This is a genomic window from Pseudomonas sp. TH10, assembly GCF_016651255.1.
Classification (GTDB): domain Bacteria; phylum Pseudomonadota; class Gammaproteobacteria; order Pseudomonadales; family Pseudomonadaceae; genus Aquipseudomonas.
Genome location: NZ_JAEKEG010000103.1, coordinates 1 through 25975, shown reverse-complemented (window position 1 = coordinate 25975; position 25975 = coordinate 1). Strand labels below are relative to the sequence as shown.

The following is a 25975-nucleotide window of genomic DNA, read 5'->3' as shown; positions in this document are numbered from 1 at the left end:
GCCGACTCCTTATAAAGGCTATCTCTTATGCAGTAAAAGTTTGTAAAAACATAAATAAATAACTTTAAAGAATATGCGTCGTTGAAATGTCATTGCGCATTTTTGACCAGGAGCCGCTTCATGAGTCCGTTGAACCTCGCTTCACCCCTTGCCCCCCGACGGCTCAAACGCCTGCCCCTGGCCTTGTTGCTGGCCGGGAGCGCCAGTTGGACCCAGGGTTATGCCGCCGCAACAGCGGACCCTGCACCGGCGCCTGCCAGTAAAGTCACGGCTGACGGTTCACAGCTGGAAACCGTGACCGTCACCACTCGACGCCGCGAAGAGAGTTCGCAGGACGTGCCGACGCCAATGAGTGTGGTCAGCGGCCAGGCGCTGGAGACGCAAAGGGTTTACCGGATCCAGGATTTGCAGCAACTGGTACCCAGCGTCAACGTCGCCTACATGCACGCACGGCAGTCCAGCGTGTCGATCCGTGGTTTGGGCAACAACCCGGCCAGTGACGGCCTGGAAGGCAGCGTCGGTTTGTACATCGACAACGTGTATCTGGGCCGTCCGGGGATGGCGGTGTTCGACCTGATGGACATCGAACAGCTGGAAGTCCTGCGCGGGCCGCAGGGCACGCTGTTCGGCAAGAACACCACGGCCGGCGTGCTCAACATCAGTACCCGCGCGCCGACATTCACACCTGAACGCAGCATCGAAACCTCGGTCGGCGAGGACGGCTACTTTCAAACCAAGGGCACGATTTCCGGGCCGTTGAACGATGAGTTGGCCGGACGTTTTTCGGCTTATCGCACGCGCAGCGACGGCGACATCAAAAACGAATACAACGGCCACGACCTCAACGGCGGTTCGCGCGATGGTTTCCGCGCGCAGTTGCTGTTCAAACCCAACGAAGACTTCAACCTGCGCTGGATCGGCGACTACAACGAAGAGGATTCCAGTGCCGGCACCCGCGTGTTGTACAACACCGGGCCGACCATCAATGGCGTCAATCTCTACTCGGCCCGCGCGGCCGCTGCCGGCGCGACGTTGGTCAACGGTTCGCACCGCAAGGTCAACCTGGACAACGACCAGCACGTCACCGTGCATCAGGGCGGTACGTCGGTTGAGGCCAATTGGACATTGCCGAGTGACTTCACGCTGACCTCGATCAGCTCGTATCGGTTCTGGAATTTCACCCCGAAAAACGATGATGGTCTCAACGTGCCGGCGAGCTACAACGCCGGGGTTTCGGTGGAAGACAAACAGTATTCGCAGGAATTTCGCCTGGCCTCGCCCAAGGGCGAGTTCTTCGATTACGTGGTGGGCGCGTACTACTTCGGCAACGACCTGGACAACAAATCCTTTGCCTATTACGGCCCCCAGGCCGACATCTGGAACGGCACGCCGGCCGGTGCGCTGGCCAACGTCAACAGCGTCGGTAATGGCCACATCAAGACCGACAGTTTTGCGCTGTTCGCCCAAGGCACCTGGCACCTGAGCGAACGCCTGGACTTCACCGCCGGCGTGCGTGGTACCTATGAGCAGAAAAATGCGTGGGTGACCCGCGACGCGCCAGAGGGCGGTGCGGCAGTGACAGGCGCCGCGGCAACGGCAAGACGCGGCCGCGCCGGGGCCTATGACTCGGGCGACTTGAATCAGTACAGCTCCAGCCCCTCGGGATTGCTGAACCTCAGCTATCGCTTCAACGACGACCTGCTAGGATACGCCACGTTGTCCCACGGCGAGAAATCGGGGGGTGTGAACCTGGCAGTGGGCTCCGCTCCAACGGCGGGTGCCGACTCGTTGCTGATCGGTACCGAGCGCGCCAACAACGCCGAACTCGGTTTCAAAAAGCACGCTGTGGGACCGACGCCTGCAACTCAATGCCAACGTGTTCTGGACCCAGGTCAATGCCTATCAGACTAACGCCTACGACGACGTCAACCGCGTGCAATACCTGACCAACGCCGGTTCCGTGCGCTCGCGCGGCGTTGAAGTCGAAAGCACGCTGATCCCCTTGCGCGGCCTGACCCTGAACATCAACGGATCGTACAACGATGTCAGTTACCTCTCCTACAAAGATGCGCCGTGCCCGCCTGAAGTCAGCCTGGCACCCGGCGCCCCTGCGTCTTGCGACCTCACGGGACACCAGGTTGTCGGCGCTTCGAAATGGATCGGCAACGCCAACGGCGAGATACAAATGGAACCTGAGTAACGGCTTTGAAGAGTACGTCACCGCCAGCTATGCCTTCCGCTCCAAAGCGGTGGGCACGGTGGAAGACTCTGACTACGGCCAGATCCCAAGCTACGCCGTGGTCAACCTGTCTACCGGCCTGCGCGGCGACTTCAAGCAAGGCCAGTGGGATGTCTCGCTGTGGCTGAAAAACGCCTTTGATAAAACCTATTACTCCACCCTCTGGACCGGCGGCAACGGCGGTTATGAAGCCTGCTCGGCACGCCTCGGACTTTGGGTGTGACCGGCCGTTATGACTTCTGATAACCCGGCAGACCAGCGCCAGTCGCTGATCAATGCTGGAAAAAGGCGCCAAAAACCATGCTTGCAGGGAATGTTTTTAATGCCTGAAAAGCATGGCGAGCCTGCCCGTCGACGGGAGTCCTTGCAGAACAAGGCCTACAGGCCATCGAAGATTTCGCATATTCGTTTTCGGTCTATTCCTAACTTTAAAGATTACTTTAAGAGATAAGCGTCTAGCCCAATGATTCACCCATCGATACGTCGTACGGGGGATGTCGGGTCCGGCCTATCGGGTTATTCGCAAAGAGACCGCAGGAGTAAAGCAATGGGTAATGTCCAGACCGCCGCCAGTGCACAAGAGGTGCTGTGGCGCCAGGGTCCAGGTGGCGAGTTGGTCGACCTCGGCCGGGTACATCGCGTGCCTTTGGGGCAGCAGCGTTTGCAGCGCGCCCCAAGGGGCATCCTCAGCCGCCGGGAAACAATTTTGCTGGGGGTGCTGGCACTGCTCGTGCACGGTGCGGTGATCTATTGGGTCAACCAGCAGCCGACCGCCGTGTTGCCGGTGGTGCCGCCGGAGATTCCGCCGATGACCATCGAGTTTTCGCAACCGGCACCGCCCGTGGTCGAGCCGCCACCACCACCGCCACCTGTTCAAGAGGTGGTCGAGCCACCCCGCCGGTTGAAGACGAACTGGCAGTGAAACCGCCACCACCGAAACCGATTCCCAAGCCGAAACCGGTCGCCAAACCGATTCCGAAGCCGGTGCCCAAAGCGGTTCAACAACCACCAGCGCCGCCACAGCCGGCCGCGCCTGTTGCGGCCCCGGCGCCCCCGCTCCCCTGCGCCAGCACCCGTGACGCCGGCATCGGCCAGCGCCGGGTACCTGAAAACCCGGCGCCGGAATACCCCTCGCTGGCTCAAGCGGCGCGGTTGGGAAGGCACGGTGTTGTTACGGGTCCATGTGCTCGCCAGCGGCAAGCCGGGTGAGATCCAGATCCAGAAAAGCAGCGGTCGCGAGGCCCTCGATGAGGCGGCCCTGAGCGCCGTGAAACGCTGGAGCTTCGTGCCCGCCAAGCAGGGTGATGTCGCCCAGGATGGCTGGGTCAGCGTGCCCATCGATTTCAAGATTCATTAAACAGAAACCTATTTCACGCGAAACGTTTACACGAGGAATTCATCATGACGTTATTGGCATCTCCACTTGAGTCCATCGAAAGCGCGGTGATCTGGCTGCTGGTGGTTTTTCCGTGGCCACCTGGGGCCTGGCCTTGCTCAAGGGCGTGCAGTTTGGCCGCCTGAAAGCGCAGGATCGCAAGTTCCACAAGCAGTTCTGGGCGGCGTCGAGCCTTGATTCAGCGGCGGAGTTGGCCGAGACCCAGCCAGGCGCTGCGGCGCGGGTGGCTCAGGCCGGCTACGCGGCGATCCAGGTCGGTGAAGCGCCACACGCGGCGGATCTGAGCCAGGCGATCAACCATCAGGATCGCCTCGAGCGGGCCCTGCGTCAGCAGATCGTGCGAGAGCGCCGCTCGCTGGAAACCGGGCTGGCAGTGGTGGCAAGTATTGGCAGCACGTCGCCGTTCATTGGTTTGTTCGGCACGGTGTGGGGGATCATGGAAGCGTTGAAAGGCATCAGCGCGGCAGGCTCGGCCAGCCTCGAAACCGTGGCAGGGCCGATTGGCGCGGCACTGGTTGCGACCGGTGTGGGGATCGCCGTCGCGGTGCCGGCAGTACTGGTTTACAACTACTTTTGCGGCGCCTGAAACTGACGGCGGCGGACCTGGACGACTTCGCCCATGACTTCTACAGCCTGGCGCAAAAGAGTTCGTTCCGTGTGCTGGTCCACCCGACGGCGCACAAGGCTGCTGCGCCGGGCAACGCGCAAAAAGTGAAGGAGGCGTCCTGATATGGCCTTCTCCACGCAAGACAGTGATGAGGTGCTGAGCGAGATCAACGTCACACCGCTGGTAGACGTCATGCTGGTGTTGCTGGTGGTGTTTATCGTCACCGCACCCCTGCTGACCAATGCGATCCCGATCAACCTGCCGAAGACTGAGGCGGTGGCGCCGGTCGAGCAGAAGGATCCGCTGGTGGTGAGCATTGATGGCGCCGGCAAACTGTTTATCAACAAGGACGAAATTCAGCCGGACTTGCTGGAATTCAACCTGAAATCGGCCAAGGCCAAGGACCCGGAAGTGCGCGTGCAATTGCAGGCGGATGATGGGGTGAATTACGGCGAAGTGGCGCGCGCCATGGCTTCGATTGAGCGGGCGGGGATTACCAAGTTGTCGGTGATCACCGCGCGTTAACAGAATTTACGTTTTTCCGGGGCCGTCTCCTTGGCAGGGTGCGGCCCTTTTTTTTGCCTGAAAAAACACCTCGCAGGCTGCGATTTTTTTGTCTTTTACAAACAAGATCAAAAGAGCGCAGCCTGCGGCAGCTCCTACGGTGTTATTCGATAGTGATCTTAATAAATAGCTTCTTATTCCTTAACGGATATAACTCTACTCCCTATACTCGTTCAGGAACAGACACGCAGCAGGAGAGTTCCCCCATGCGCAACGAATCAATTCGCTACCTGATTGTGCCGGGCTGGCAAGGATCGCCAGATGATCATTGGCAGAGCCACTGGCAAGAACAGTTTGCCGAACAGCGCACGGGTGGAGCAGGCCGACTGGCTGACGCCCCGTCGTGAGGACTGGGTCGCGGCGCTGGCCGAGGCGATTGCTGCGGACAGTACGCCGGTTATCCTGATTGCTCACAGCCTGGGCTGCATCACGGTCGCCCATTGGGCGGCTGCCGCGCCCGTGCAGTTTTTGCGTCAGGTGCGCGGCGCGTTGCTCGTCGCTCCGGCAGACGTGGAGCGTCCGGCCTGCGTGCCCGCCTTGCGCAACTTCGCACCGATTCCGACCGACCTGCTGCCGTTTCCGAGTCAGGTCGTCAGCTCCGACAACGACAGTGCCGTCAGTGCCCCGCGAGCGCTGGAACTGGCGCGTAACTGGGGCGCCGAGGCGGGGATCCTGGCGGGGGCAGGGCACATCAATGTGAAGTCCGGCCACCAGCGCTGGGAGCAGGGTTTTGCCTACCTGTATCGCCTGCAGAACCGTATGGAACATCACGCCCTGCGTCGCGCCTGATTTTTCCTCTTTTTTAACGCCCCCGCCCTACGGCGGTTTTGGGCGGGAGTCTGCCATGAGTTTTGAAGCCTTCGGTCAGCCGCTGCTGACCTTCCCCGACGCAGAAAAAAGCCCACTGAGTATCCGCGCCAAGGCGCTGGTGTTTGTCGATCCACGCTCGCGGCAGTTGCGCCAAGAGCTCGAGCAATTGGCGCCGCGTGCGATTTGCGTGCTGATTCGTGGCGAGACCGGTAGCGGCAAGGAGCTGCTGGCGCGGCACATCCATCGCGCCAGCGATCGCAGCGGGCTTTTCGTGTCGGTCAATTGCGGTGCAATCAGCCCGACCTATGCGGATGCCGAATTGTTCGGTTACGCCGCCGGCAGCTACACCGGGGCAGCGAGCAGCCGCGCGGGCTGGTTTGGGTCGGCGAACGGCGGCACCTTGTACCTGGATGAGATCGGCGACCTGCCGCTGCCTATTCAGATCAAATTGCTGGCGGCCCTGGAAAATCATGAGGTCACCCGCGTGGGCGCTCATCAGCCAAGCCCGGTGGACGTGCGATTGGTGGCCGCCACCAGCATTGACCTGGCGCAAGCCGTAGCTGCCGGGAAATTCCACGAACGTTTGTATCACTACCTCAGCGAAGGCCAGCTGGAGCTACCGGCGTTACGTGATCGAGTGGGCGATATTCTGTCATTGTCCGAATACTTCCTCGGCATCTATAGCCAGCGCCTGGACTTGCCGGTGCCGTTGATCAGCGAGGCGGCGCAGCAAGTGCTGGAGCAGCACAGTTGGCCGGGCAATACCCGGGAGCTGGAGAACGTTATTCATTTTGCGTTGCTGGTCAGTACGGGCGACGAGATTCTGCCGGAGCATTTGAATTTGCCGACGGTGCCGAGTGCGCTTGAGCAAATTGAACGGCAGCTCAGGCATGTTCTCGCAAAGGGTTCCGATAACGAGAAGGCTGCCTTGAAGCTATTGCTCCAGCAAAGCGGGCTCCTACAGAAAAGTGCGTGATTTCCTGTATGAACAAAATGGAATATCAAAGTGAATAAAAGATATTGTTAAGGAATAAAAAATCCCGGTATTGTCCGCGTCACGCCAGCGATAGCACTTCACTGGCACTCGTACTCTTAGCCGTCGTCGATGACGATCGCGATTTTCGATAAGGACACTGCATGAAAAAGGTTCTGTTGTTCACCGCATTGGCGGCTGCCCTGACCGCGGGCCTGGCCCAGGCCGGCGAAAAACTGGTAGTGGCGGCGACTCCGGTTCCACACGCCGAGATTCTGGAACTGATCAAGCCGACCCTCGCCAAAGAAGGCGTGGACCTGGAAATCAAGGTCTTCACCGACTACGTTCAGCCGAACGTACAAGTCGATCAGAAGCGTCTGGACGCCAACTACTTCCAGACCCTGCCGTACCTGAACAGCTTCAACGAAGGCAAAGGCACTAACCTGGTGACCGTGCAAGGCGTGCACATTGAACCGTTCGGCGGCTATTCGAGCAAATACAAAACCCTGGCTGAACTGCCGGACGGCGCGACCATCGCCATCCCGAACGAAGGCAGCAACAGCGGCCGTGCCCTGATCCTGCTGCAGAAGGCTGGCCTGATCGAACTGAAAGATCCGAAAAACGCTCTGGCGACCCCGAAAGACATCGCCAAGAACCCGCACAACTTCAAGTTCAAGGAACTCGAATCGGCGCTGCTGCCGCGCGTTCTCAAGGAAGTTGATCTGGACATGATCAACACCAACTACGCGCTGGAAGCCAAACTGAATCCGACCAAGGATGCGCTGGTGATCGAAGGTGCTGATTCGCCTTACGTGAACTTCCTCGTTGCCCGTGAGGACAACAAGAACAGCGACGCTATCCAGAAACTGGCCAAGGCGTTGACCAGTCCTGAAGTGAAAGCGTTCATTGCGAAGAAATACAGCGGCGCGGTACTGCCTGCGTTCTGATTTGTCCGCTAACCGCATTACGGTTGCAAACGCCGACGGCTGATAGAGCGTCGGCGTTTTTTTATGCCCCCGAAAAGCATCTCTGACAGGTGTCAGCCATTGGATTTGAGTGCGGGAATGGACATCGGGCCTTCAACCCGGTGCTGATGCGGTTCAACAGCCCGGCGCGGCAGTAGCATAATCGGTTTATTTGACGCCCATCAGAGGCACCCTTGGAACCCTGTTCTAAGCTCACAGTCGTATCGACATTCGCACGCCCGTACTACGCAAAGGAGTCTGCATGGCTGGTCCTGGAATAAAACTGGTGGTTGGGCTGAGCCTGTTGGCTTTGCTGACTGCCTGCGGTGACGAAAAACCGGTCGAGAAGGACCGCCCGCGGGTGTTCGTGCAAGAGGTCAAACCGGCGGATTACGCGGCTTCGGTGACCCTGACGGGGGATGTCCAGGCACGGGTGCAGACCGAACTTTCGTTTCGGGTCGGCGGCAAGATCATCCAGCGCATGGTCGATGTCGGGGACCGCGTGACGGCCAGGCAAGTGTTGGCCAAGCTGGACCCCAAGGACCTGCAGACCAATGTCGACTCGGCGCAGGCCCAGGTCACCGCCGAACAGGCGCGGGTCAAACAGACTGCTGCGGCGTTCGTGCGCCAGCAAAAGCTCCTGCCCAAGGGGTACACCAGCCAAAGCGAATACGATTCGGCCCAAGCCGCCTTACGCAGCAGCCAGAGCGCGTTGACGGCCGCCCAGGCTCAGTTGGCCAATGCGCGTGAACAACTGAGCTACACCTCGTTGATCGCTGACGCACCCGGCGTGATTACTGCGCGCCAGGCTGAAGTCGGCCAGGTGGTGCAGGCCACGGTGCCGATTTTCAGCCTGGCCCGGGATGGCGAGCGCGATGCGGTGTTCAACGTCTATGAATCGCTGCTGACCGAAGCCCCGGAAGACAAGACGGTGGTCGTCAGCCTGCTGGACAACCCGGCAATCAAGACCACCGGCACCGTTCGCGAAGTCACGCCTGCGGTCTCTGCACAAACCGGCACCGTACAGGTCAAGGTCACGCTTCATGATTTGCCTGATGGCATGCAATTGGGTTCTGTGGTGAGTGCCACGGCCAAGACCCCGGGCAAGTCTGCCGTGGTGCTGCCGTGGTCGGCGCTGACCAAAAACATCAGCGAGCCTGCAGTGTGGCGAGTGGACGGGGAGGGCAAGGCGCAACTGCACACGGTCACTGTCGGCCGATACCTGACCGGTAAAGTCATCATCAGCGACGGCTTGAATGCGGGCGACAAAGTCATCATCGCCGGCGGGCAATTGTTGCACCCTGGGGTAAAAGTGGAAATCGCCGAGAACACCTACAAGGATCTGGAAGTGGGGAACCAGCCATGAAGCGCCTGTTGCTGGTAATGGCCGGGGTCATGTTGGCAGCCTGCTCGAAGAAAGAGCCACCGCCGGAGCCGGTGCGCCCGGTGCTGTCGATCAAGGTCCAGGCGCTCAACGAGGAAACCCTCGGTCGCTTCGCCGGCAGTATCCAGGCGCGCTACGAGAGTAACGTCGGGTTTCGTGTGCCCGGGCGCATCGCCAGCCGTAATGTGGATGTCGGCGCCGAAGTCGAGAAAGGCGCTTTGCTCGCCACGCTCGACCCCACGGATCAGCAGAACCAGTTGCGCGCTGCCCAGGGTGATCTGGCGAAGATCCAGGCCCAGCTCATCAACGCCCAGGCCAATGCCCGGCGCCAGCAGGAGCTGTTCAATCGCGGCGTCGGCGCGCAGGCTCAGCTGGACATTGCCCAGACCGACCTGAAAACCACCCAGGCGTCCCTTGATCAAGCCAAGGCCGCCGTCAATCAGGCCAAGGACCAGCTCGGCTACGTCGAGCTGCGGACCGATCACAGGGCCATCGTCACCGCGTGGAATGCCGAAGCAGGCCAGGTCGTCACCGCAGGTCAGCAAGTCGTCACACTGGCCCAACCGGATATCAAGGAGGCAGTGATTGACCTGCCGGACACCCTGGTCGACCAGTTGCCACCGGACGTGGTGTTCCAGGTGGCCTCGCAGCTGGACCCGAGTATCACCAGCACGGCCATCGTTCGCGAAATCGAACCTCAGGCGCAGAGCGCAACCCGCACCCGGCGCGCGCGCCTGACCCTGGCCGATTCACCCCCTGGCTTTCGCCTGGGCACGGCCATCAGCGTGACGCTCAGTTCGGCGATCAAACCGCGTATCGAATTGCCGGTCACCGCCTTGCAGGAAGTCGATGGCAAGACGCGAATCTGGGTGATCGATGCACAAAGTCAAACCGTTTCCCCGCGAGACGTCAATGTGATCAGCCGTACGGACGACTCGGTGGTGCTGGCCGATGGCGTGAAATCTGGTGAGCGTGTGGTCAGTGCCGGCGTGAACAGCCTGAAACCCGGGCAAAAAGTGAAAATCGACGAGGAAAGCCCACAATGAAAGGGTCTTTCAACCTCTCCGAATGGGCCCTCAAGCATCAGTCTTTCGTCTGGTATCTGATGTTCGTCGCGCTGCTGATGGGCGTGTTCTCCTACATGAACCTGGGCCGCGAGGAAGACCCCTCGTTCACCATCAAGACCATGGTCATCCAGACCAACTGGCCGGGTGCGACCCAGGAGGAAACCCTCAAGCAGGTCACTGACCGCATCGAGAAAAACTCGAAGAGCTTGATTCCCTCGACTACGTCAAAAGCTACACCCGGCCCGGCGAATCCACGGTGTTCGTCTACCTGCGCGACACCACCAGTGCCAAAGACATCCCGGAAATCTGGTACCAGGTGCGCAAAAAGATCAACGACATCCGCGGTGATTTTCCGCAGGGTATTCAAGGGCCGGGATTCAACGACGAGTTCGGTGATGTGTTCGGCTCGGTGTACGCCTTCACCTCTGATGGTTTGTCGCTGCGCCAGCTGCGCGATTACGTCGAGCAGGTCCGCGCGCAGATCCGCGACGTGCCGGGGTTGGGCAAGGTCGAAATGGTCGGTCAGCAGGACGAAGTGATTTACCTGAACTTCTCCACGCGCAAACTCGCAGCGCTGGGGATCGATCAGCGTCAGGTGGTGCAGAGCCTGCAATCGCAAAACGCCGTGACCCCGGCAGGTGTCATCGAGGCCGGCCCCGAGCGGATCTCCGTGCGCACCTCGGGCCAGTTTGCCTCCGAGAAGGACCTGGCCGAGGTCAATCTCAAGCTCAATGATCGTTTCTATCGTCTGGCCGACATCGCTGACATCAGCCGTGGTTACGTCGATCCGGCCACCCCCGAGTTCCGCTTCGACGGCAAACCGGCTATCGGCCTGGCGATTGCCATGCAGAAGGGCGGCAACGTGCAGGAGTTCGGCAAGGCACTGCACGCACGCATCGACCAATTGACCGCTGACCTGCCCGTGGGCGTCGGCGTGCACACGGTGTCCGATCAGGCGGTGGTGGTGGAGGAGGCCGTCGGCGGCTTCACCAGCGCGTTGTTCGAAGCGGTGATCATCGTGCTGGTGGTGAGCTTTATCAGCCTCGGCGTGCGCGCCGGACTGGTGGTAGCGTGCTCGATTCCGCTGGTGCTGGCGATGGTCTTCGTCTTCATGGAGTACAGCGGTATCACCATGCAGCGGATCTCCCTGGGCGCCTTGATCATCGCCCTTGGCCTGCTGGTGGACGACGCCATGATCACGGTGGAGATGATGGTCACGCGCCTGGAGATGGGCGAAACCAAGGAGCAGGCGGCGACCTTCGCCTATACCTCCACGGCCTTCCCGATGCTCACCGGTACGCTGGTAACCGTAGCCGGCTTCGTCCCGATCGGCCTCAACGCCAGCTCGGCGGGTGAGTACACCTTCACGCTGTTCGCGGTGATCGCGGTGGCGATGCTGGTGTCATGGGTGGTGGCGGTGCTGTTTGCCCCGGTGATCGGCGTGCATATTCTCAGTGCCAATGTGAAGCCGCACAACGCCGAACCCGGCCGTATCGGGCGGGCGTTCAATGGCGGCATGTTGTGGGCCATGCGCAATCGCTGGTGGGCGATCGGCATCACCATTGCGCTGTTCGCGGCGTCGGTGTTCTGCATGCAATTCGTGCAGAACCAGTTCTTCCCGTCCTCGGACCGTCCGGAAATTCTCGTCGACCTGAACCTGCCGCAAAACGCTTCCATCGCCGAAACCCGCAAGGCGGTGAACAAGCTCGAAGAAACGCTCAAGGGCGACCCGGATATCGTGCGCTGGAGCACCTATATCGGCGAAGGTGCGATCCGTTTCTACCTGCCCCTCGACCAGCAATTGCAGAACCCGTACTACGCGCAACTGGTCATCGTCAGCAAGGGCCTGGAGTCGCGCGAGGCCCTGAGCCAGCGCTTGCGTGAACGCCTGCGCAAGGATTTCGTCGGCATTGGCAGCTACGTCCAGGCCCTGGAAATGGGCCCGCCGGTCGGGCGACCGATCCAGTACCGGGTCAGCGGCAAGGACATCGATCAAGTGCGCAAGCATGCGATCGCGCTGGCCACCGAGCTGGACAAGAATTCGCACATCGGCGAGATCATTTACGACTGGAACGAGCCGGGTAAAGTCCTGCGCATCGACATCGCCCAGGACAAGGCACGGCAGCTGGGGCTGTCCTCGGAAGACGTGGCCAACCTGATGAACAGCATCGTAGTGGGCGCCCCCGTGACCCAGGTAGATGACGATATCTATCTGATCAACGTGGTGGGACGCGCAGTGGACGCCGAACGCGGCACGCCGGAGACCCTGCAGAACCTGCAGATCGTGACGTCCAGTGGTACGTCGATTCCGCTGCTGTCGTTCGCCACCGTGCGCTATGAACTTGAGCAGCCGCTGGTGTGGCGTCGCGATCGCAAGCCGACCATCACCATCAAGGCGGCGGTGCGGGACGAGATTCAGCCCACCGACCTGGTCAAGCAACTCAAGCCGGCCATCGAGCAGTTCGCCTCGACATTGCCGGTCGGCTACAAGGTCGCCACCGGTGGTACGGTCGAGGAAAGCGGCAAGGCCCAGGGCCCGATCGCCAAGGTCGTGCCGCTGATGCTGTTCCTGATGGCGACGTTCCTGATGATCCAGTTGCACAGCGTGCAGAAGCTGTTCCTGGTGGCCAGCGTCGCGCCGCTCGGATTGATCGGCGTGGTACTGGCGCTGATCCCCACCGGCACGCCCATGGGTTTCGTGGCGATCCTGGGGATTCTTGCGCTGATCGGTATCATCATCCGTAACTCGGTGATCCTGGTGACGCAGATCGAGGCTTTTGAGAAAGACGGCTACTCGCCGTGGGACTCGGTAGTGCAAGCCACGGAGCATCGGCGCCGGCCGATTCTGCTCACGGCAGCGGCAGCGAGCCTGGGGATGATCCCGATTGCCCGGGAAGTATTCTGGGGGCCCATGGCCTACGCGATGATTGGCGGGATCATCATTGCGACCTTGCTGACGCTGCTGTTTTTGCCGGCACTGTATGTGGCCTGGTACAAGATTCGCGAGCCGAAACCGGAAGCGCAGTAAAGCGAGCGCTCTGCGCTCATCGCGGGCAAGCCCGCTCCCACAGGTATCAGGGAGGATCACACAATTTGTGGTCCTGCCTTAATGCACAGGTACCAGGGAGGATCACAATTTGTGGTCCTGCCTTAATGCACAGGTATCAGGGAGGATCACAATTTGTGGTCCGACCTGAATCACTGTGGGAGCGGGCTTGCCCGCGATGGCGTCCTGCCAGATTACCCGGGCTTACGCCACACACTCGCCAACCACGGCTGCTGCTCCTGCGGCAGCCCTGCCGGGCGATAGTAATGCTCCAACTCCACAAACCCCGCCTCGGCCAGCAATTGCTGCCACGCCTGCCAGTCGTGATAGGCCCCATACCGCGGCCCGTTCCAACCTTCCTCGTTCTGCCCGCGAGGATTTGAGCTGAACAACACACCACCTGGCTTCAACGCCCCGCGCAACTCCTTCAGCACCCTCGGCAGCTCCTGGCGCGGGATGTGAAACAGCACGGCATTGGCAAAAATCCCGTCAAAGCGTTCATCGGGCAAATCCAGCTTCAGAAAGTCCTGCTGCCAGACCTCACAGCCACTGTCTGCACGGGCCATCTGCGCGAACTGCTCCGAGCCGTCCAGGCCCACAGCCGTGTGGCCCATGCGGGAAAACGTCTGCAGATCGCGCCCCGGGCCACAGCCGAAATCGAGAATGTCGAAAGGCGCGCTACCCTGGATATGCCGCAGCAGAGCGTCGATGTTCTGGCTGACATCATGATCGCGAGTGCCTTCGCGAAACCCCTCGGCCACCGAGTTGTAATGGCCCAGGGTGGTGGCGGTGATTTTTTCCAGGTCGTCGGGGGTCTGCTTCATGGTGGGCTGCGCGGCAATGGGGATGCGCCAAATATACGCCATCAGGCTGGTGGCTGCCGCGCAGCCATTCGCGAGCAAGCCGCATTCCCTGTAGGAGCGAGCGTGCTCGCGAAAAATTCAAGAACGACGCGTGCATTCTGTAAGCCCGCGTAATCGTTGACGTCCATCGCGAGCAAGCTCGCTCCTACAGTGATTCTGTGTGCGCCGCACAACCTTGTGGGAGCGAGCTTGCTCGCGAAGGCGGCCTCCAGCAAAACCCGTCAAGTCAGTCCTTCACCTGATTCATCCCCAGACAATCAATCGACCGGTCAACCATCGCCTTGGCGATCTCCAGCAAATGCCAAATCGAATACACCATGGCTCGGTCGGCACCCTTGAGGTGGTCGCCACACTGATAGGCCGTGACCGATGCGCACCGTAACAAATCGGCGATGTAGAGCTGGGTGTCTTCAAAGCTTACATCGTTGCTGACGTTGTAGAACCTGAGCTCATCGGGAGCCGACGGTTGTTCGCCGGCCAGGTAGAAATCGATGGCACGGTAGAGTGCGGAGCGGTCTCTTTGGAGGTCATCGTTCCTGGTTGCATTGGAGGGTGGATCGGGGACAGGCTTTTTCATCCGTGTTGCTCCTATTGACACGTGGGAGCCGACACTTCTCGCCTACTAAAACGAGGGTGGCAGCTGTGCGCAGGTTAGTAGACCGGTCAATAGGAAACCCGGCGCACCCGGAGGTGCCCCACGCACAGCCGCCATATTCAATACCCGGCAAAAAATGCCGGCATGAGCATGGGACGCTATGCACCTATTGTTCGGGCTACTAAACCCGGTCACTGATGAGCAGTGACGGGCCGAGATTAGACACGGAAATCAGTAGGCGCAAGCGGGCGAAATAATCTAGGAAATTTCCTGCAAAGGGAAGGGAACATGCGTGTAGGAACGCTGATTTTTCTGTCAGAAAACTTCCCGGTTTGTAGCGTTTTTCCGATCGCCAAGATCGCAGCCTTCGGCAGCTCCTACCGGGGACGTGGTCATCCACAACATCCTAGGTGAACATCTATCCCTGTAGGAGCTGCCGCAGGCTGCGATCTTTTGATCTTGATTCAGCACTTGTTCAAGCCCCGCGAATTCCCGGTTTGCAGCGTTTTTCCGATCTCCAGGATCGCAGCCTTCGGCAGCTCCTACAGGAGCGTGGTGATCCGCACATCCTCGGTGAACATCTATCCCTGTAGGAGCTGCCGCAGGCTCGGGCCGCGATCGGACGATCTTTTGATCTTGATTCAGCGCTTGTTCAACCCCCGCGCCAGGCGATCCCCGCCCAGCTGGATAATCGCCACCAAGACCACCAGCAGCACGATCACCGTCAACATGATCTGGCTGTCAAACCGCTGATAGCCGTACCGATACGCGATGTCACCCAGCCCACCGGCACCAATCGCGCCGGCCATCGCCGATGAGTTGATCATGGTGACCAGGGTGATGGTGAACCCGCCGACAATCCCCGGCAGCGCTTCAGGCAACAGCACGTGCCAGACAATGTGCCAGCGCCGGCAGCCCATCGCTTGCGCCGCTTCGATCAGCCCATGATCCACCTCGCGCAGGCTGACCTCGGCAATGCGCGCAAAGAATGGCGTGGCGGCAATCGTCAGGGGCACTACGGCCGCCCAGACACCGTAGGTGGTGCCGACGATCAGCCGGGTGAATGGAATCAGGGCCACCATCAGAATCAGGAACGGGATCGAGCGAAACAGGTTCACGAACGCGCCCAATGCACGGTTGAGCGCCGGCGCTTCGTAGATGCCGCCCTTGGCGCTGGTGACCAGAATGACCGCCAGCGGAATGCCCGCCAGCAGCGCGATCAATGACGAGACACCCACCATCAGGAAGGTGTCGATAAAGCCTTGCAGCAAGCGATCAAACCACATAGCCAAGCACCTCTACCTGTTGCGCCCATTGCCCGGCGCGTTGGCGCAGTTGCTGAGCGCCCAGAGACGAGCCTGACACCGCCAGCAGCAGTTGCCCCAGGGCATGTCCCTGAATCCGTTCCACACCACCTTGCAGCAGGCGCACGCGACCGCCGAGTGCGCTGAACAGCGCAGCCAGGTCGGGCTCGTCGGTGGCGCTGCCGGTGAACTGCAGACGCAGCACCACCGCTGCATCCGGCGATGGTGGTTGCGGCTGCAAACGGCTTTGCAGTTCCTGCGGCAAGGTGTGTTGCAGCGGCGCAAGCAGGGTCTTGCTGACTTCGTGCTGCGGGTTGCCAAACACTTCCCAGACCGGGCCCTGCTCGACGATGTGTCCATGCTCCAACACCACGACGCGGTCGCAGATGTCGCGGATCACCGCCATCTCGTGGGTGATCAGCACGATGGTCAGGCCCAGGCGCTGATTGATCTCGCGCAGCAGGCCGAGGATCGATTGGGTGGTCTCCGGGTCGAGCGCCGAGGTCGCCTCGTCGCAGAGCAAGATATCCGGGTCATGCACCAGCGCGCGGGCGATGCCGACACGCTGTTTCTGCCCGCCGGACAACTGCGCCGGATAGGCTTTGTGCTTGGCTTGCAGGCCCACCAGTTCGAGCAGTTCGCGAACCTTTTTCTCGCGTTGTTCTTTCGGTACGCCGGCTACCTTCAGCGGCAGCTCGACGTTCTGCCAAACCGTTTTCGCTGACATCAGATTGAAGTGCTGAAAGATCATGCCGATGCGCCGGCGCAGGGCAACCAGGCGATTCTCATCGAACTCGCCGATGTCCACCTGATCGATCAGCACGCGCCCTGAAGTCGGCTGTTCCAGACGATTGATCGTACGGATCAACGACGACTTGCCGGCGCCGCTACGGCCGATGATGCCGAACACCTCGCCACGCTGGATTGCCAGATCGATGCCTTGCAGCGCCGCGACCGGGCCTTGCCGGCCGTTGTAGGTTTTGCCCAAACCGATGAAGCGTACGTGGGCACGATTCAACTCAGGGTGAAGTTCGGTCTTCTCAGCATTGTGTGGCTCTGGAGTCTCCAGTCGCCGTTGGATCGCGGCCGTCATGTTCAGCTTTCCCAACCGGCCTGATACAGCTTGCCGTGGGCCTTATCCAGTGCGGCGCGAACGGCCGGCGAGTGTTGATAGATATCGACGAATTTGATCAGGCGCGGGTCGGTTTTGCTCTTCGGCTGGATGACGAACTGGATCACGTATTCCTTGTGGTCGAGGCCGTCGAACAGCAGCGCCGAACCGGCATCGAAAGTCTTCGCCAGCCGAATGTAGGCCGGGTAACCCTGGACCAGATCGGCGTCGTCGTAGGCGCGCACCAGTTGCACGGCTTCGACTTGCAGGATTTTGATTTTCTTCGGGTTGGCGACGATGTCTTCTTCGCTGGCCTTGTAACCAACGCCCGGTTTCAGCGTAATCAAACCAGCCTTGGCCAGCAGTTGCAGACCACGGCCGCTGTTGATCGGGTCGTTGGCGATGGCGACGCTGGCGCCTTCCGGCAACTCGTCGAAGCTTTTGTATTTTTTCGAATAGAGGCCGACGTTGTTGATGATTCCTGGCGCGAACGGCACCAGGTCAAACCCTGCGGCGGCCTTGGCGTTTTCGAGGAAGGGGATGTGCTGGAAGTAGTTCACGTCGATGTCGCCGGCAGCGAGGCTGACGTTCGGCGCGATCCAGTCGCTGAATTCGACGAGTTCGACTTTCAGGCCCTGCTTGTTGGCCTCTTCGACAGCGGCTTCCAGGGGAATGGCAAAGGCGGCGGTGGTACCGATCTTCAGTGGGGCGTCAGCGGCGAAGGTCACCGAGCTGAAGAGGCCGAGGGCCAGGGCCAGTACTTTGACTGGGTGAGAGATGAGCTTTTTGGTCATGATGGTTTTTCCAGTCAGGGCATGAATTTGGGCGTTTGTGCGAATGTCATCGCGAGCAAGGCTTGCCCGCGATGCTCTTAGCGGCGGAACTCGGCGCCGATGTGTTGCGCTGGCAAATGCGCCTGCGCGTGGAACAGCTTCTCCCGCAGGCTGCCGTCGTCGTAAGCGGTCTTGTACGACCCTCGACGCTGCAACTCCGGAATCACCAGCTCGATGAAATCCACATAGCTTTCCGGTGTGACGATGCGGGTCAGGTTGAAACCGTCCAGACCGGTTTCAGCGATCCACGATTCCAGCTCATCCGCCACTTGTTCCGGCGAACCGACCACGGTGATGTAGCGGCCACCGAGGGCGTGTTGTTCGAGCAATTTGCGTCGGGTCCAGTCATTGTTCTGCAGGTTTTTGGTCGCTGACTGGATGGCGTTGCTCTTTACGTACTGGATCGGCTCATCGATTTCGTATTCGGCAAAATCGATCCCGGTAGACGCCGAGAAGTGCGCCACGCCGGCTTCAGCGCTGGCGTAGCTCCAGGTACTCGGCGTGCTTTTTCCAGGCAAGTTCTTCGGTGGCGCCGACGATCACGTTCCACCCCATGAACACCTTGATGTCCTCGGGCTTGCGCCCGGCCTCGACGGCACTGGCGCGCACCTTGTCCACCTGGGCCCTGGTCGATGGTTTGTTGTGGCCGCTGATGAACACGCACTCGGCGTGACGCCCGGCAAACAGCAGCCCGCGATCCGAGCTGCCAGCCTGGAACAGCACCGGCGTGCGTTGCGGTGAGGGTTCGCAGAGGTGATAACCCTCGACCTGATAGAACTCGCCCTTGTGCTCGACCTTGTGCACTTTGTCTGGTTGCGCATAGACGCGTTGCACGGGGTCGTTCACCACTGCACCGTCCTCCCAGCTGCCTTCCCAGAGCTTGTAGAGCACTTGCAGGTACTCATCAGCCTGGTCGTAGCGACGGTCGTGTTCGACCTGTTCGCGCAAGCCCATGGCCTTGGCCGCGCTGTCGAGATAACCGGTGACGATGTTCCAGCCAACCCGGCCTCGGCTCAGGTGGTCGAGCGTGGACATGCGCCGGGCGAACAGGTACGGCGGCTCATAAGTGAGGTTTGCCGTCAGGCCGAAACCAAGATTGCGGGTGACGGCGGCCATGGCCGAAACCAGCAGCAGGGGATCGTTGACGGGCAGCTGGATTGATTCTTTGAGCGGCACGTCCACCGAATTCTGGTAGACGTCATACACCCCGACGATGTCGGCGATGAACAAGCCATCGAACAGCCCGCGCTCGAGCAGTTGCGCCAGTTCGGTCCAGTATTCGATGGTTTTATATTCGGTTGAGTTGTCCCGTGGATGGGTCCACAGGCCGTGATTGATGTGCCCGATGCAGTTCATGTTGAATGCATTGAGCAGGATCTTCTTCTTGGCAACGGTCATCAGATGGTCCCCCGTAGTGGCGGGTTTTCATCGTTGAGGTAGTAGTTGCCCACGGCGTGGTATTTCCAGCGGACCGGGTCGTGCAGGGTATGTACCCGGGCGTTGCGCCAGTGGCGATCCAGGCCATGTTCGATCAGGGTCGCCTGGCTGCCTGCCAATTCGAACAGTGTGCTGCCCGCCGCGAGAGAGATTTCGGTGCTGATGGCGCGGGCTTCGGCGACGGCAATCGAGGCTGCCGCGACGGTTGCGGCCTGGGTGTCGGCCTGGGCCTTGTCGAGGTATTCGCCAGCGCGTTCCAGCAGCGCTTCGGCTGCGTGCAGGCGAATGCTCAAGTGGCCGAAGCTTTTGATGGTCAGCGGGTCTTCAGTGGCCTTTTCGTGGGTGGCGTCAATCCATGGCCGGGTCTTGGTGCGCACGAAGTGCAGCGCATCTTCGTAGGCGGCGCGGGCGATACCGGTGTCGATGGCCGCGTGGAGAATCTGCGCCAGGGGGCCGACTGGCGTTGGCCGCTCGAAAGCGCTTTGAAACGGGATCACGTCCTCGGCCGCGACGAACACATCTTCGAATACTACTGAGCCGCTGCCGGTGGTGCGTTGGCCGAAACCGCTCCAGTCGTCGATCACGGTCAGGCCTTTGCTGGTGCGCGGGACGAAAGCCAGTTGCTGCACACCGTTTTCATCCACCACAGAGGTCGGAATGCGCTGGGCGTAAATCGCACCGGTCGCGTAGAACTTGCGACCGTTGATGCGATAACCGTCACCCTCGCGTTTGAGGCTGGTGACGCGGTCATGGGCGGTTTTGGTGCCCAATTCCGCCAAGGCATTACCAAAGCGTTGGCCGGCGAGCACTTCGGCATACAGCCGTTGTTTCTGCGGGTGACTGCCGTTAACCCGCAGCACTTCCAGCGCGTAAAAATGGTTCTGCGGAATCTGCCCGAGCGAGCCATCGGCCTGAGCGATCAGGGCGATAACTTTGGCCAATGTGACGTTGGACACGCCGGCGCCGCCATATTCTTTAGGCACGCTGATGCCCCAGAGGCCCGAGCGCGAAAACACTTCAAGTTCCGGGTGTGGCAAACGGCGTTCGCGGTCGCGCAGGGCGCTGTCGCGTTTGAAATCATCGGCCAGGTCACTGGCGACGACCAAAGGCTTGCTCATCGCTGGTTATGACCGCGACGTGGTGAGAAAGAGGCATGTGCTTCTCCAGAGATCTGGTCAAAAGTGTTCCGGGGTCAAATCCAGGAATGACGAGCCGGCAGGGTGCCGTTCAAGTGGTAAGTGCCGACCGCGTGATATTTCCAGCGCACCGGATCGTGCAGCGTGTGCACCCGCGCATTACGCCAGTGGCGGTCGAGATTGAATTCGGCGAGGGTGGCGCGACTGCCAGCCAGTTCGAAGAGTTTTTCACTGGCCTGTAACGAGATCTCGGTGGTCAGCACTTTGGCTTCGGCCACGGCTATCGAGGCTCGGGCCGCAGACTCGGCAGTCAGCGGCGTGGCGCTGACCTGATCAAGGACCTTGCCGGCTTTGCGCAACAGCGCTTCGGCTGCGTGCAGTTCGATTTTCAGCTTGCCGATGTCGGCGATCACGTAGAGGTCATCGCTGGCTCGTTCGACCTGGGCATCGATCCAGGGGCGTGCGCGGGTTTTGACGAACTCGATGGCGTCATCAATGGCGCCTCGGGCGATACCGGCGTCAATCGCTGCCTGAATCAACTGCGAGACGGCGCCCTGGATATTGGGCGTGTCATTGATCTTCCAGTTATCCACGACCAGTTCAGGTTCAACCTGCACGTTGTTCAGCAGGATGGTGCCGCTGGCGGTGGTGCGCTGACCGAAGCCCGACCAGTCTTCAACGATGCGCAAACCTGGTGTACCACGACGGACAAAGGCCAGCACTTGCTTGCCATCGTCGTTGAGCGCCTTCACGGCCACCCAATGCGCAAACAGAGCACCGGTGGAATAGAATTTCTGGCCGTTGATCACGTAATCGTCGCCATCGACGGTGATCCGCGCTTTCAGCTCCAGGGTGTTCTTCGTGCCGCGTTCAGGCCCGGCATTGCCGATGCGCCAGCCTTCGAGAACGCTCTGGAACAGCTGTTTTTTCTGTTCTTCGGTGGCGCTGCCGAGCACCAGGTTGATGATGCCGAACTGGTTCTGCGGAATTTGCCCCAGCGCCGGGTCAGCCGCGGAAATGATCGCAAACACCTCGGCCAACGTGACGAATGAAACCTGCGGGCCACCGTATTCGCGCGGGATGGCAATGCTGCCTAAACCGCTGCGAGTGAACTGTTCTATTTCCGACCACGGCAACTTGCGCTGGCGGTCGCGCTTGGCGGCCTGCACACGGGCGACTTGCGCCAGCTCATGGGCGGCCTTGATGGCTTGTGCGTCGTTGCGCAAAACCTGCGCGGGCAACAACAACGGGGCGATGTCCAGATCAGACTGGACGTTTGCATCTGCCAGACTGGACATCAGTGCCGCTCCTTGGCTGCACGCAATGCCCTGGCGATCTGCACTGGGGTGATTGTGTTCCGGACCATACTGCCTACCTCACATCTCATGAAAAACGCCGCATAAGTGCGGCGAACGAAAGAATGTCCGGTGGTCCGGTGCATATACCGTAAGCGTGTATAAATAATAAATAAACTAACTTTTAGGAATATGCATAGAAGGTATGGCTGACTCTCACTCCCACGCAGACGTCCCGGTTTGAGCCGCACACAGGTTTTGAGTTTGTAACGCAAGGGAGACTTCCATCCTTGGAAGTTAAAAGTATTGCGGGGAGGTTATGCGTGGGTGTTGTTCAGAAACTTGCTGAGAAACTGTTGTGTGCGCTCTTCTTTCGGGTTGGCAAACAGCGCCTTGGCCTCACCTTGCTCGACGATCACGCCCTTGTCGAAAAACACCACACGGTTGGCCACATCACGGGCGAAACCCATTTCGTGGGTAACGATAACCATGGTGCGTTTTTCTTCGGCGAGGCCGCGGATGGTCGCCAGCACTTCACCCACCAGCTCCGGGTCCAGCGCTGAAGTCGGTTCATCGAACAAAATCACTTCCGGCTCCATCGCCAGCGCCCGGGCAATCGCCACACGCTGTTGCTGACCACCGGAGAGCCTACGCGGATAGGCGTCTTCTTTACCGGCGAGTCCGACCTTGGCCAACAGCTTCATGCCCAGGGCAGTGGCTTTTTCACGCGGCATCTTCTTGACCACGATCGGGCCTTCGATGACGTTTTCCAACGCCGTGCGATGGGGGAACAGGTTGAAGTTCTGGAACACAAAGCCCACATGCTGGCGCAGGCGGCGCACCAGGCTTTGCTGCTGGTTCAGTGGACGGCTGCCATCGATTTCGATGTCGCCGACCTTGATCCGGCCGCTGGTGGGTTCTTCAAGAAAGTTCAGGCAGCGCAGGAAGGTGGTTTTGCCCGAGCCGCTAGGCCCGATGATCGCCACCACCTCGCCGGCCTTCACCTGCAGGTCGATGCCGTTGAGCACCACCTGACCCTTGAACTGCTTTGTCAGTTTTTCCACGACAATCATTGGGTCAGGACTCCTGGTCGTGCCGATTGACCCGCTCTTCCAACTTGTTCTGCAGGTGCGACAGCACCGTGGCCAGAATCCAGTAGATCAGTGCGGCGGCAAGATACATGGTGAAGATTTCGAAGGTACGAGCGGTGATCAGCTGCGCCTGGCGGAACAGTTCCGGCACCTGGATGGTGGCTGCCAGGGCGGTGTCCTTGACCAGCGAAATGAAGCTGTTGCCCAGTGGCGGCAGGGCCGTGCGCATCGCTTGCGGAAGAATGGCCCGGCGCAAGGTCTGCGCACGGGTCATGCCGATACTCGCGGCGGCTTCCCACTGGCCGCGTTCGATGGAGCTGATCGCGGCCCGCAGGATTTCGCAGGCGTAGGCGGCCATGTTCAGCGAGAAGCCAATCAGGGCCGCTGGCAACGGATCAAGTTCGACACCCAGTTGCGGCAAGCCGTAATAGATCACGAACAGTTGCACCAGCAACGGTGTGCCGCGAAAGAACGACACGTAGATGCGGGCGATCCAGCTCACCAGCTTGAAGCGCGACAAGCGCATCAAGGCCAGGCCAAAGCCCATCAGCAGGCCGAAAAACATGCCGCCCAGGCTCAAGATCACCGTGTAGTACGCGCCCTTCAGCAGGAAAGGCGCGGAATCCAGCGCGAGTTGGAAAGCCTCTTCCATTATTTAGTGACGTCAGCGTTGAAGTACTTCTTCGGACAGCTTGGTCAGTGTGCCGTCGGCACGCAGCTTGTCGATCGCCCTGTTCAGGGCTGCCAGCAGTTCAGGCTCGCCCTTGCGCACGGCGATACCGGATTCCTGACGCGAGAAGGCTTCACCGGCAGCGACGGTTTTCGGCGCTTTCTTGGCGTACTCAAGCGCGGCCAGACGGTCGATCAGGATGGCGTCGGTGCGGCCGTTGTTGAGGTCGGCGAATTTGGTCGGATCATCATCGTAGGTGCGCACGTCAGCGCCCGGCACGTTGGCGCGAACCCATTGTTCGTAGTTGGTGCCCAGGCCGACACCGACTTTCTTGCCGGACAGGTCATTGGCGGTCTTGATGTTCAGCGCGGCTTCCTTGCTCTTCAGCACCAACGCCTGAATCCCGGAGACCGTGTACGGTTCGGAGAAGTCATACTTCTTCTTGCGCTCGTCGGAGATGGTCACTTGGTTGACTACAACGTCCAGACGCTTGGATTCCAGCGCAGCGAGAATGCCGTCCCACTTGGTCGGCTGAATCTTGGCTTTGACACCGAGTTTTTGCGCCAGCGCTTCGGAGAGCTCGACTTCGAAGCCGGACAGTTTGCCGTCGGCATCGACGAAGCTGAACGGTGGGTAGGTGCCTTCCAGGCCGACGTTGATAACGCCTTTGTCCTTGATCTGTTGCAGCTGCTCACCGGCCACTGCCTGGCCAATCAGACCAGCGCTCAGCGCCAGGCCCAGCGAACCGACCAGCAGATTGCGACGTAGTGCGGAAAAATTCATGACGAGCCCCTGTGTTTTCTTATGGAAGACGCTGAAGGAAAGTGGACGAATGGGTGATTCGTGCGACTGCGTTATCGTGCCCTAAAGCAGCTTATGCGTCTTGCGCGAAATTCGCCTGCGGCGAGACTATAAGATGACGGCGATAGATAATAAAATAATAAATATAGCTTCTTTTATTCGTTAAAAGAATAAGCGGCACACCATTGCAGGAGCTGCCGAAGGCTGCGATCTTTTGATCTTGCAACCCGTCAAAGGAAATCCTTGTAAGCAAACAACGCCGGCGCCCCACCCGTGTGCAGGAAAATGATCGGTCCCTCATCAAAACGCTGCCGTCCAATCCCATCGAGCATGCCAGCCATGGCCTTGCCGGTGTACACCGGGTCCAGCAACAAGCCTTCCTGACTCGCCAGCAGTTTCACGGCCGACAAGGTCCCGGCGTTGGGCTCGCCATAACGCGGGCCGAAATACTCGTCCCACAGTTGCACTTTGAAGGCTGGTGGCAGGCTCATACCCAACAGCTCTACCGTGCGCTCGGCCAGCCCCTGCACCTTGGGGCGCTGCTCTTCATCGCTGCGCGATACGGTCACCCCGATCACTGGCAAATCCGGCAGTACTTCGCTCAAAGCCAAGGCCAGACCGCTGTGGGTCCCGGCGCTCCCGGAGGCAAGGACCACGGCGGCAAAGGTCAGGCCGGTATCCTTGATCTGCTCGGCCAACTCAAGGCCGGCGCGCACGTAGCCCAGTGCACCCAAGGCATTCGAACCGCCAATCGGCACTACATATGGGTTCTTGCCATTGTTACGCAGGCGATCTGCCAGGGCCTGCAGTTGGCCGTCGGCATTGTCGAGGTTGTCGACCAGTTCGACCTTGGTATCGAACAGATCCAGCAGCAGGCGGTTGCCGTTGCCGGTGTAATCACTGTCGTCAGTGCCCAGCGGATTTTCCAGCAGCGCCACGCAGCCGAGACCGAGTTTGGCGGCGAGCGCGGCGGTCTGGCGTACGTGGTTCGATTGCAGTGCACCGGCAGTGATCAGCGTATCGGCGCCTTGCGCCAGGGCGTCGGCGGCGAGGTATTCGAGTTTGCGCAGCTTGTTGCCGCCCATGGCCAGTGGCGTCAGGTCATCGCGCTTGATGTACACGTCGCGACCGAGCCAGGTGGACAGGCGCTCGAGTTTTTCCAGAGGGGTAGGGTGGCCGAGCAGGTCGAGGCGGTTAAAGCGGTCCAGCTGTTGTTTGATCATGAGTCCGTACTGGCGGAGGAAGATGAAAGGACTATAGGCACGCGCTTTTGCAGGGGCAACCGTGAATCGCTTATAGCCAAATGGACTGAGCCCAGCACTATCGGTTCTTAATTCGCCCTCGCAGGCATGCCGTAAAGTGGTCGCCGTTGACGCGGCCAGACAGTCCGGCCGCCCGTGAGGAGTCTTAACCGTGAGCGAACGTTCCAGCCATTGGCAATTGCAGACCATCGTCAGCCAGCTGCGCAGCGCGCGGGATCAGTGGCGGGCACAGAACGGCCGGGCGTCCGGCGAGCAGGGTGGTCGCGAGTTGCCGTCGCGGGCGGCGATGGCGGAGATTCTTGAAGCGCTGTGCGGCGCGTTGTTCCCGATGCGCCTGGGCCCGGTGGATCTGCGCGAAGAAAGTGAAGACTTCTACGTCGGCCATACCCTTGATGTGGCGTTGAACGCATTGCTCGCGCAAACGCGACTGGAACTGCGTTACGTCGCCCGCCACAGCGCGCAGGCCGACAGCGAAGTCGAGTCCCGTGCGATTCAGATCGTTCAGGATTTTGCCCTGGCGTTGCCG

At 60.2% G+C, this 25975-nt stretch carries 14 protein-coding genes and 9 pseudogenes; 11 read left to right on the top strand and 12 right to left on the bottom strand.

All coding sequences use genetic code 11. The features are described 5' to 3' along the window. Positions 1–120: 120 nt before the first annotated feature. The 10 genes and pseudogenes from JFT80_RS16110 (at position 121) to JFT80_RS16065 (ending at position 13033) form a co-directional block, all read left to right on the top strand. Positions 121–2482 (top strand): annotated as a pseudogene (locus JFT80_RS16110) (TonB-dependent receptor). Positions 2483–2786: 304 nt separating this feature from the next. After that, positions 2787–3596 (top strand): annotated as a pseudogene (locus JFT80_RS16105) (energy transducer TonB). 44 nt (positions 3597–3640) lie between these two features. Beyond that, a pseudogene (locus JFT80_RS16100) lies at positions 3641–4364 on the top strand (MotA/TolQ/ExbB proton channel family protein). A gap of 1 nt (position 4365) precedes the next feature. Beyond that, a complete protein-coding gene (locus JFT80_RS16095; protein WP_003220570.1) occupies positions 4366–4767 on the top strand; it encodes a biopolymer transporter ExbD in 402 nt (133 codons plus the stop codon). Between the two features lie 245 nt (positions 4768–5012). Then, positions 5013–5595 (top strand): annotated as a pseudogene (locus JFT80_RS16090) (alpha/beta hydrolase). Positions 5596–5650: 55 nt separating this feature from the next. Then, a complete protein-coding gene (locus tag JFT80_RS16085) occupies positions 5651–6592 on the top strand; it encodes a sigma 54-interacting transcriptional regulator (RefSeq protein WP_122840774.1) in 942 nt (313 codons plus the stop codon). Between the two features lie 161 nt (positions 6593–6753). Beyond that, positions 6754–7536, top strand: coding sequence for a MetQ/NlpA family ABC transporter substrate-binding protein (locus tag JFT80_RS16080; RefSeq protein WP_201148538.1), 783 nt, complete (start codon positions 6754–6756; stop codon positions 7534–7536). 280 nt (positions 7537–7816) lie between these two features. After that, the gene (locus JFT80_RS16075; RefSeq protein WP_201148537.1) at positions 7817–8920 is read left to right on the top strand and encodes an efflux RND transporter periplasmic adaptor subunit; all 1104 of its coding nucleotides are present in this window, start codon (positions 7817–7819) and stop codon (positions 8918–8920) included. Beyond that, on the top strand, positions 8917–9984 hold the full coding sequence (locus JFT80_RS16070) for an efflux RND transporter periplasmic adaptor subunit (RefSeq protein ID WP_201148536.1): 1068 nt from the start codon (positions 8917–8919) through the stop codon (positions 9982–9984). Before JFT80_RS16075 ends, JFT80_RS16070 begins: the two co-directional genes overlap by 4 nt. After that, a pseudogene (locus JFT80_RS16065) lies at positions 9981–13033 on the top strand (efflux RND transporter permease subunit). Before JFT80_RS16070 ends, JFT80_RS16065 begins: the two are co-directional and overlap by 4 nt. A gap of 212 nt (positions 13034–13245) precedes the next feature. Here the strand turns inward: JFT80_RS16065 and JFT80_RS16060 are convergent. From JFT80_RS16060 to JFT80_RS16005, 12 genes and pseudogenes are all read right to left on the bottom strand, one after another. Next, positions 13246–13875, bottom strand: a complete 630-nt coding sequence (locus tag JFT80_RS16060; RefSeq protein WP_201148523.1) for a bifunctional 2-polyprenyl-6-hydroxyphenol methylase/3-demethylubiquinol 3-O-methyltransferase UbiG — start codon at positions 13873–13875, stop codon at positions 13246–13248. 265 nt (positions 13876–14140) lie between these two features. Continuing rightward, positions 14141–14491 carry a DUF6124 family protein gene (locus JFT80_RS16055; RefSeq protein WP_201148524.1) on the bottom strand — a complete coding sequence of 117 codons (351 nt, stop codon included), beginning with the start codon at positions 14489–14491 and terminating at the stop codon, positions 14141–14143. A gap of 659 nt (positions 14492–15150) precedes the next feature. Further along, positions 15151–15795 carry a methionine ABC transporter permease gene (locus tag JFT80_RS16050; RefSeq protein ID WP_045061295.1) on the bottom strand — a complete coding sequence of 215 codons (645 nt, stop codon included), beginning with the start codon at positions 15793–15795 and terminating at the stop codon, positions 15151–15153. Further along, positions 15785–16906: a methionine ABC transporter ATP-binding protein gene (locus JFT80_RS16045; RefSeq protein ID WP_201148535.1), complete on the bottom strand. Its 1122-nt coding sequence runs from the start codon at positions 16904–16906 to the stop codon at positions 15785–15787. Before JFT80_RS16045 ends, JFT80_RS16050 begins: the two co-directional genes overlap by 11 nt. A 2-nt stretch (positions 16907–16908) precedes the next feature. Further along, positions 16909–17718 carry a MetQ/NlpA family ABC transporter substrate-binding protein gene (locus JFT80_RS16040; RefSeq protein ID WP_201148534.1) on the bottom strand — a complete coding sequence of 270 codons (810 nt, stop codon included), beginning with the start codon at positions 17716–17718 and terminating at the stop codon, positions 16909–16911. Between the two features lie 77 nt (positions 17719–17795). Continuing rightward, positions 17796–19155: pseudogene (locus tag JFT80_RS16035) on the bottom strand (LLM class flavin-dependent oxidoreductase). Next, positions 19155–20349 (bottom strand): annotated as a pseudogene (locus tag JFT80_RS16030) (SfnB family sulfur acquisition oxidoreductase). The pseudogenes JFT80_RS16035 and JFT80_RS16030 overlap by 1 nt, the downstream one beginning before the upstream one ends. A gap of 37 nt (positions 20350–20386) precedes the next feature. Continuing rightward, positions 20387–21628, bottom strand: a complete 1242-nt coding sequence (locus JFT80_RS16025) for an SfnB family sulfur acquisition oxidoreductase (RefSeq protein ID WP_201148533.1) — start codon at positions 21626–21628, stop codon at positions 20387–20389. 314 nt (positions 21629–21942) lie between these two features. Further along, the gene (gene tcyN, locus JFT80_RS16020) at positions 21943–22698 is read right to left on the bottom strand and encodes an L-cystine ABC transporter ATP-binding protein TcyN (RefSeq protein ID WP_201148532.1); all 756 of its coding nucleotides are present in this window, start codon (positions 22696–22698) and stop codon (positions 21943–21945) included. 4 nt (positions 22699–22702) lie between these two features. Beyond that, complete coding sequence (tcyL, locus tag JFT80_RS16015; RefSeq protein ID WP_122840762.1) at positions 22703–23368, bottom strand: cystine ABC transporter permease; 666 nt, start codon at positions 23366–23368, stop codon at positions 22703–22705. Continuing rightward, a pseudogene (gene tcyJ / locus JFT80_RS16010) lies at positions 23368–24169 on the bottom strand (cystine ABC transporter substrate-binding protein). Before tcyJ ends, tcyL begins: the two are co-directional and overlap by 1 nt. Before the next feature lie 248 nt (positions 24170–24417). Beyond that, positions 24418–25410, bottom strand: coding sequence for a D-cysteine desulfhydrase (locus JFT80_RS16005; protein WP_201148531.1), 993 nt, complete (start codon positions 25408–25410; stop codon positions 24418–24420). A 190-nt stretch (positions 25411–25600) separates the two neighbouring features. Between JFT80_RS16005 and JFT80_RS16000 the strand changes: the two are divergent. Then, a pseudogene (locus JFT80_RS16000) lies at positions 25601–25975 on the top strand (serine acetyltransferase); the annotation flags it as partial.

Coding starts and splice junctions, on each gene's coding strand:
- tcyN (WP_201148532.1), bottom strand. CDS start 22,698: ATGATTGTCGTGGAAAAACTGACAAAGCAGTTCAAGGGTCAGGTGGTG.
- JFT80_RS16025 (WP_201148533.1), bottom strand. CDS start 21,628: ATGTCCAGTCTGGCAGATGCAAACGTCCAGTCTGATCTGGACATCGCC.
- tcyL (WP_122840762.1), bottom strand. CDS start 23,368: ATGGAAGAGGCTTTCCAACTCGCGCTGGATTCCGCGCCTTTCCTGCTG.
- JFT80_RS16040 (WP_201148534.1), bottom strand. CDS start 17,718: ATGACCAAAAAGCTCATCTCTCACCCAGTCAAAGTACTGGCCCTGGCC.
- JFT80_RS16060 (WP_201148523.1), bottom strand. CDS start 13,875: ATGAAGCAGACCCCCGACGACCTGGAAAAAATCACCGCCACCACCCTG.
- JFT80_RS16045 (WP_201148535.1), bottom strand. CDS start 16,906: ATGACGGCCGCGATCCAACGGCGACTGGAGACTCCAGAGCCACACAAT.
- JFT80_RS16055 (WP_201148524.1), bottom strand. CDS start 14,491: ATGAAAAAGCCTGTCCCCGATCCACCCTCCAATGCAACCAGGAACGAT.
- JFT80_RS16085 (WP_122840774.1), top strand. CDS start 5,651: ATGAGTTTTGAAGCCTTCGGTCAGCCGCTGCTGACCTTCCCCGACGCA.
- JFT80_RS16005 (WP_201148531.1), bottom strand. CDS start 25,410: ATGATCAAACAACAGCTGGACCGCTTTAACCGCCTCGACCTGCTCGGC.
- JFT80_RS16080 (WP_201148538.1), top strand. CDS start 6,754: ATGAAAAAGGTTCTGTTGTTCACCGCATTGGCGGCTGCCCTGACCGCG.
- JFT80_RS16070 (WP_201148536.1), top strand. CDS start 8,917: ATGAAGCGCCTGTTGCTGGTAATGGCCGGGGTCATGTTGGCAGCCTGC.
- JFT80_RS16075 (WP_201148537.1), top strand. CDS start 7,817: ATGGCTGGTCCTGGAATAAAACTGGTGGTTGGGCTGAGCCTGTTGGCT.
- JFT80_RS16050 (WP_045061295.1), bottom strand. CDS start 15,795: ATGTGGTTTGATCGCTTGCTGCAAGGCTTTATCGACACCTTCCTGATG.
- JFT80_RS16095 (WP_003220570.1), top strand. CDS start 4,366: ATGGCCTTCTCCACGCAAGACAGTGATGAGGTGCTGAGCGAGATCAAC.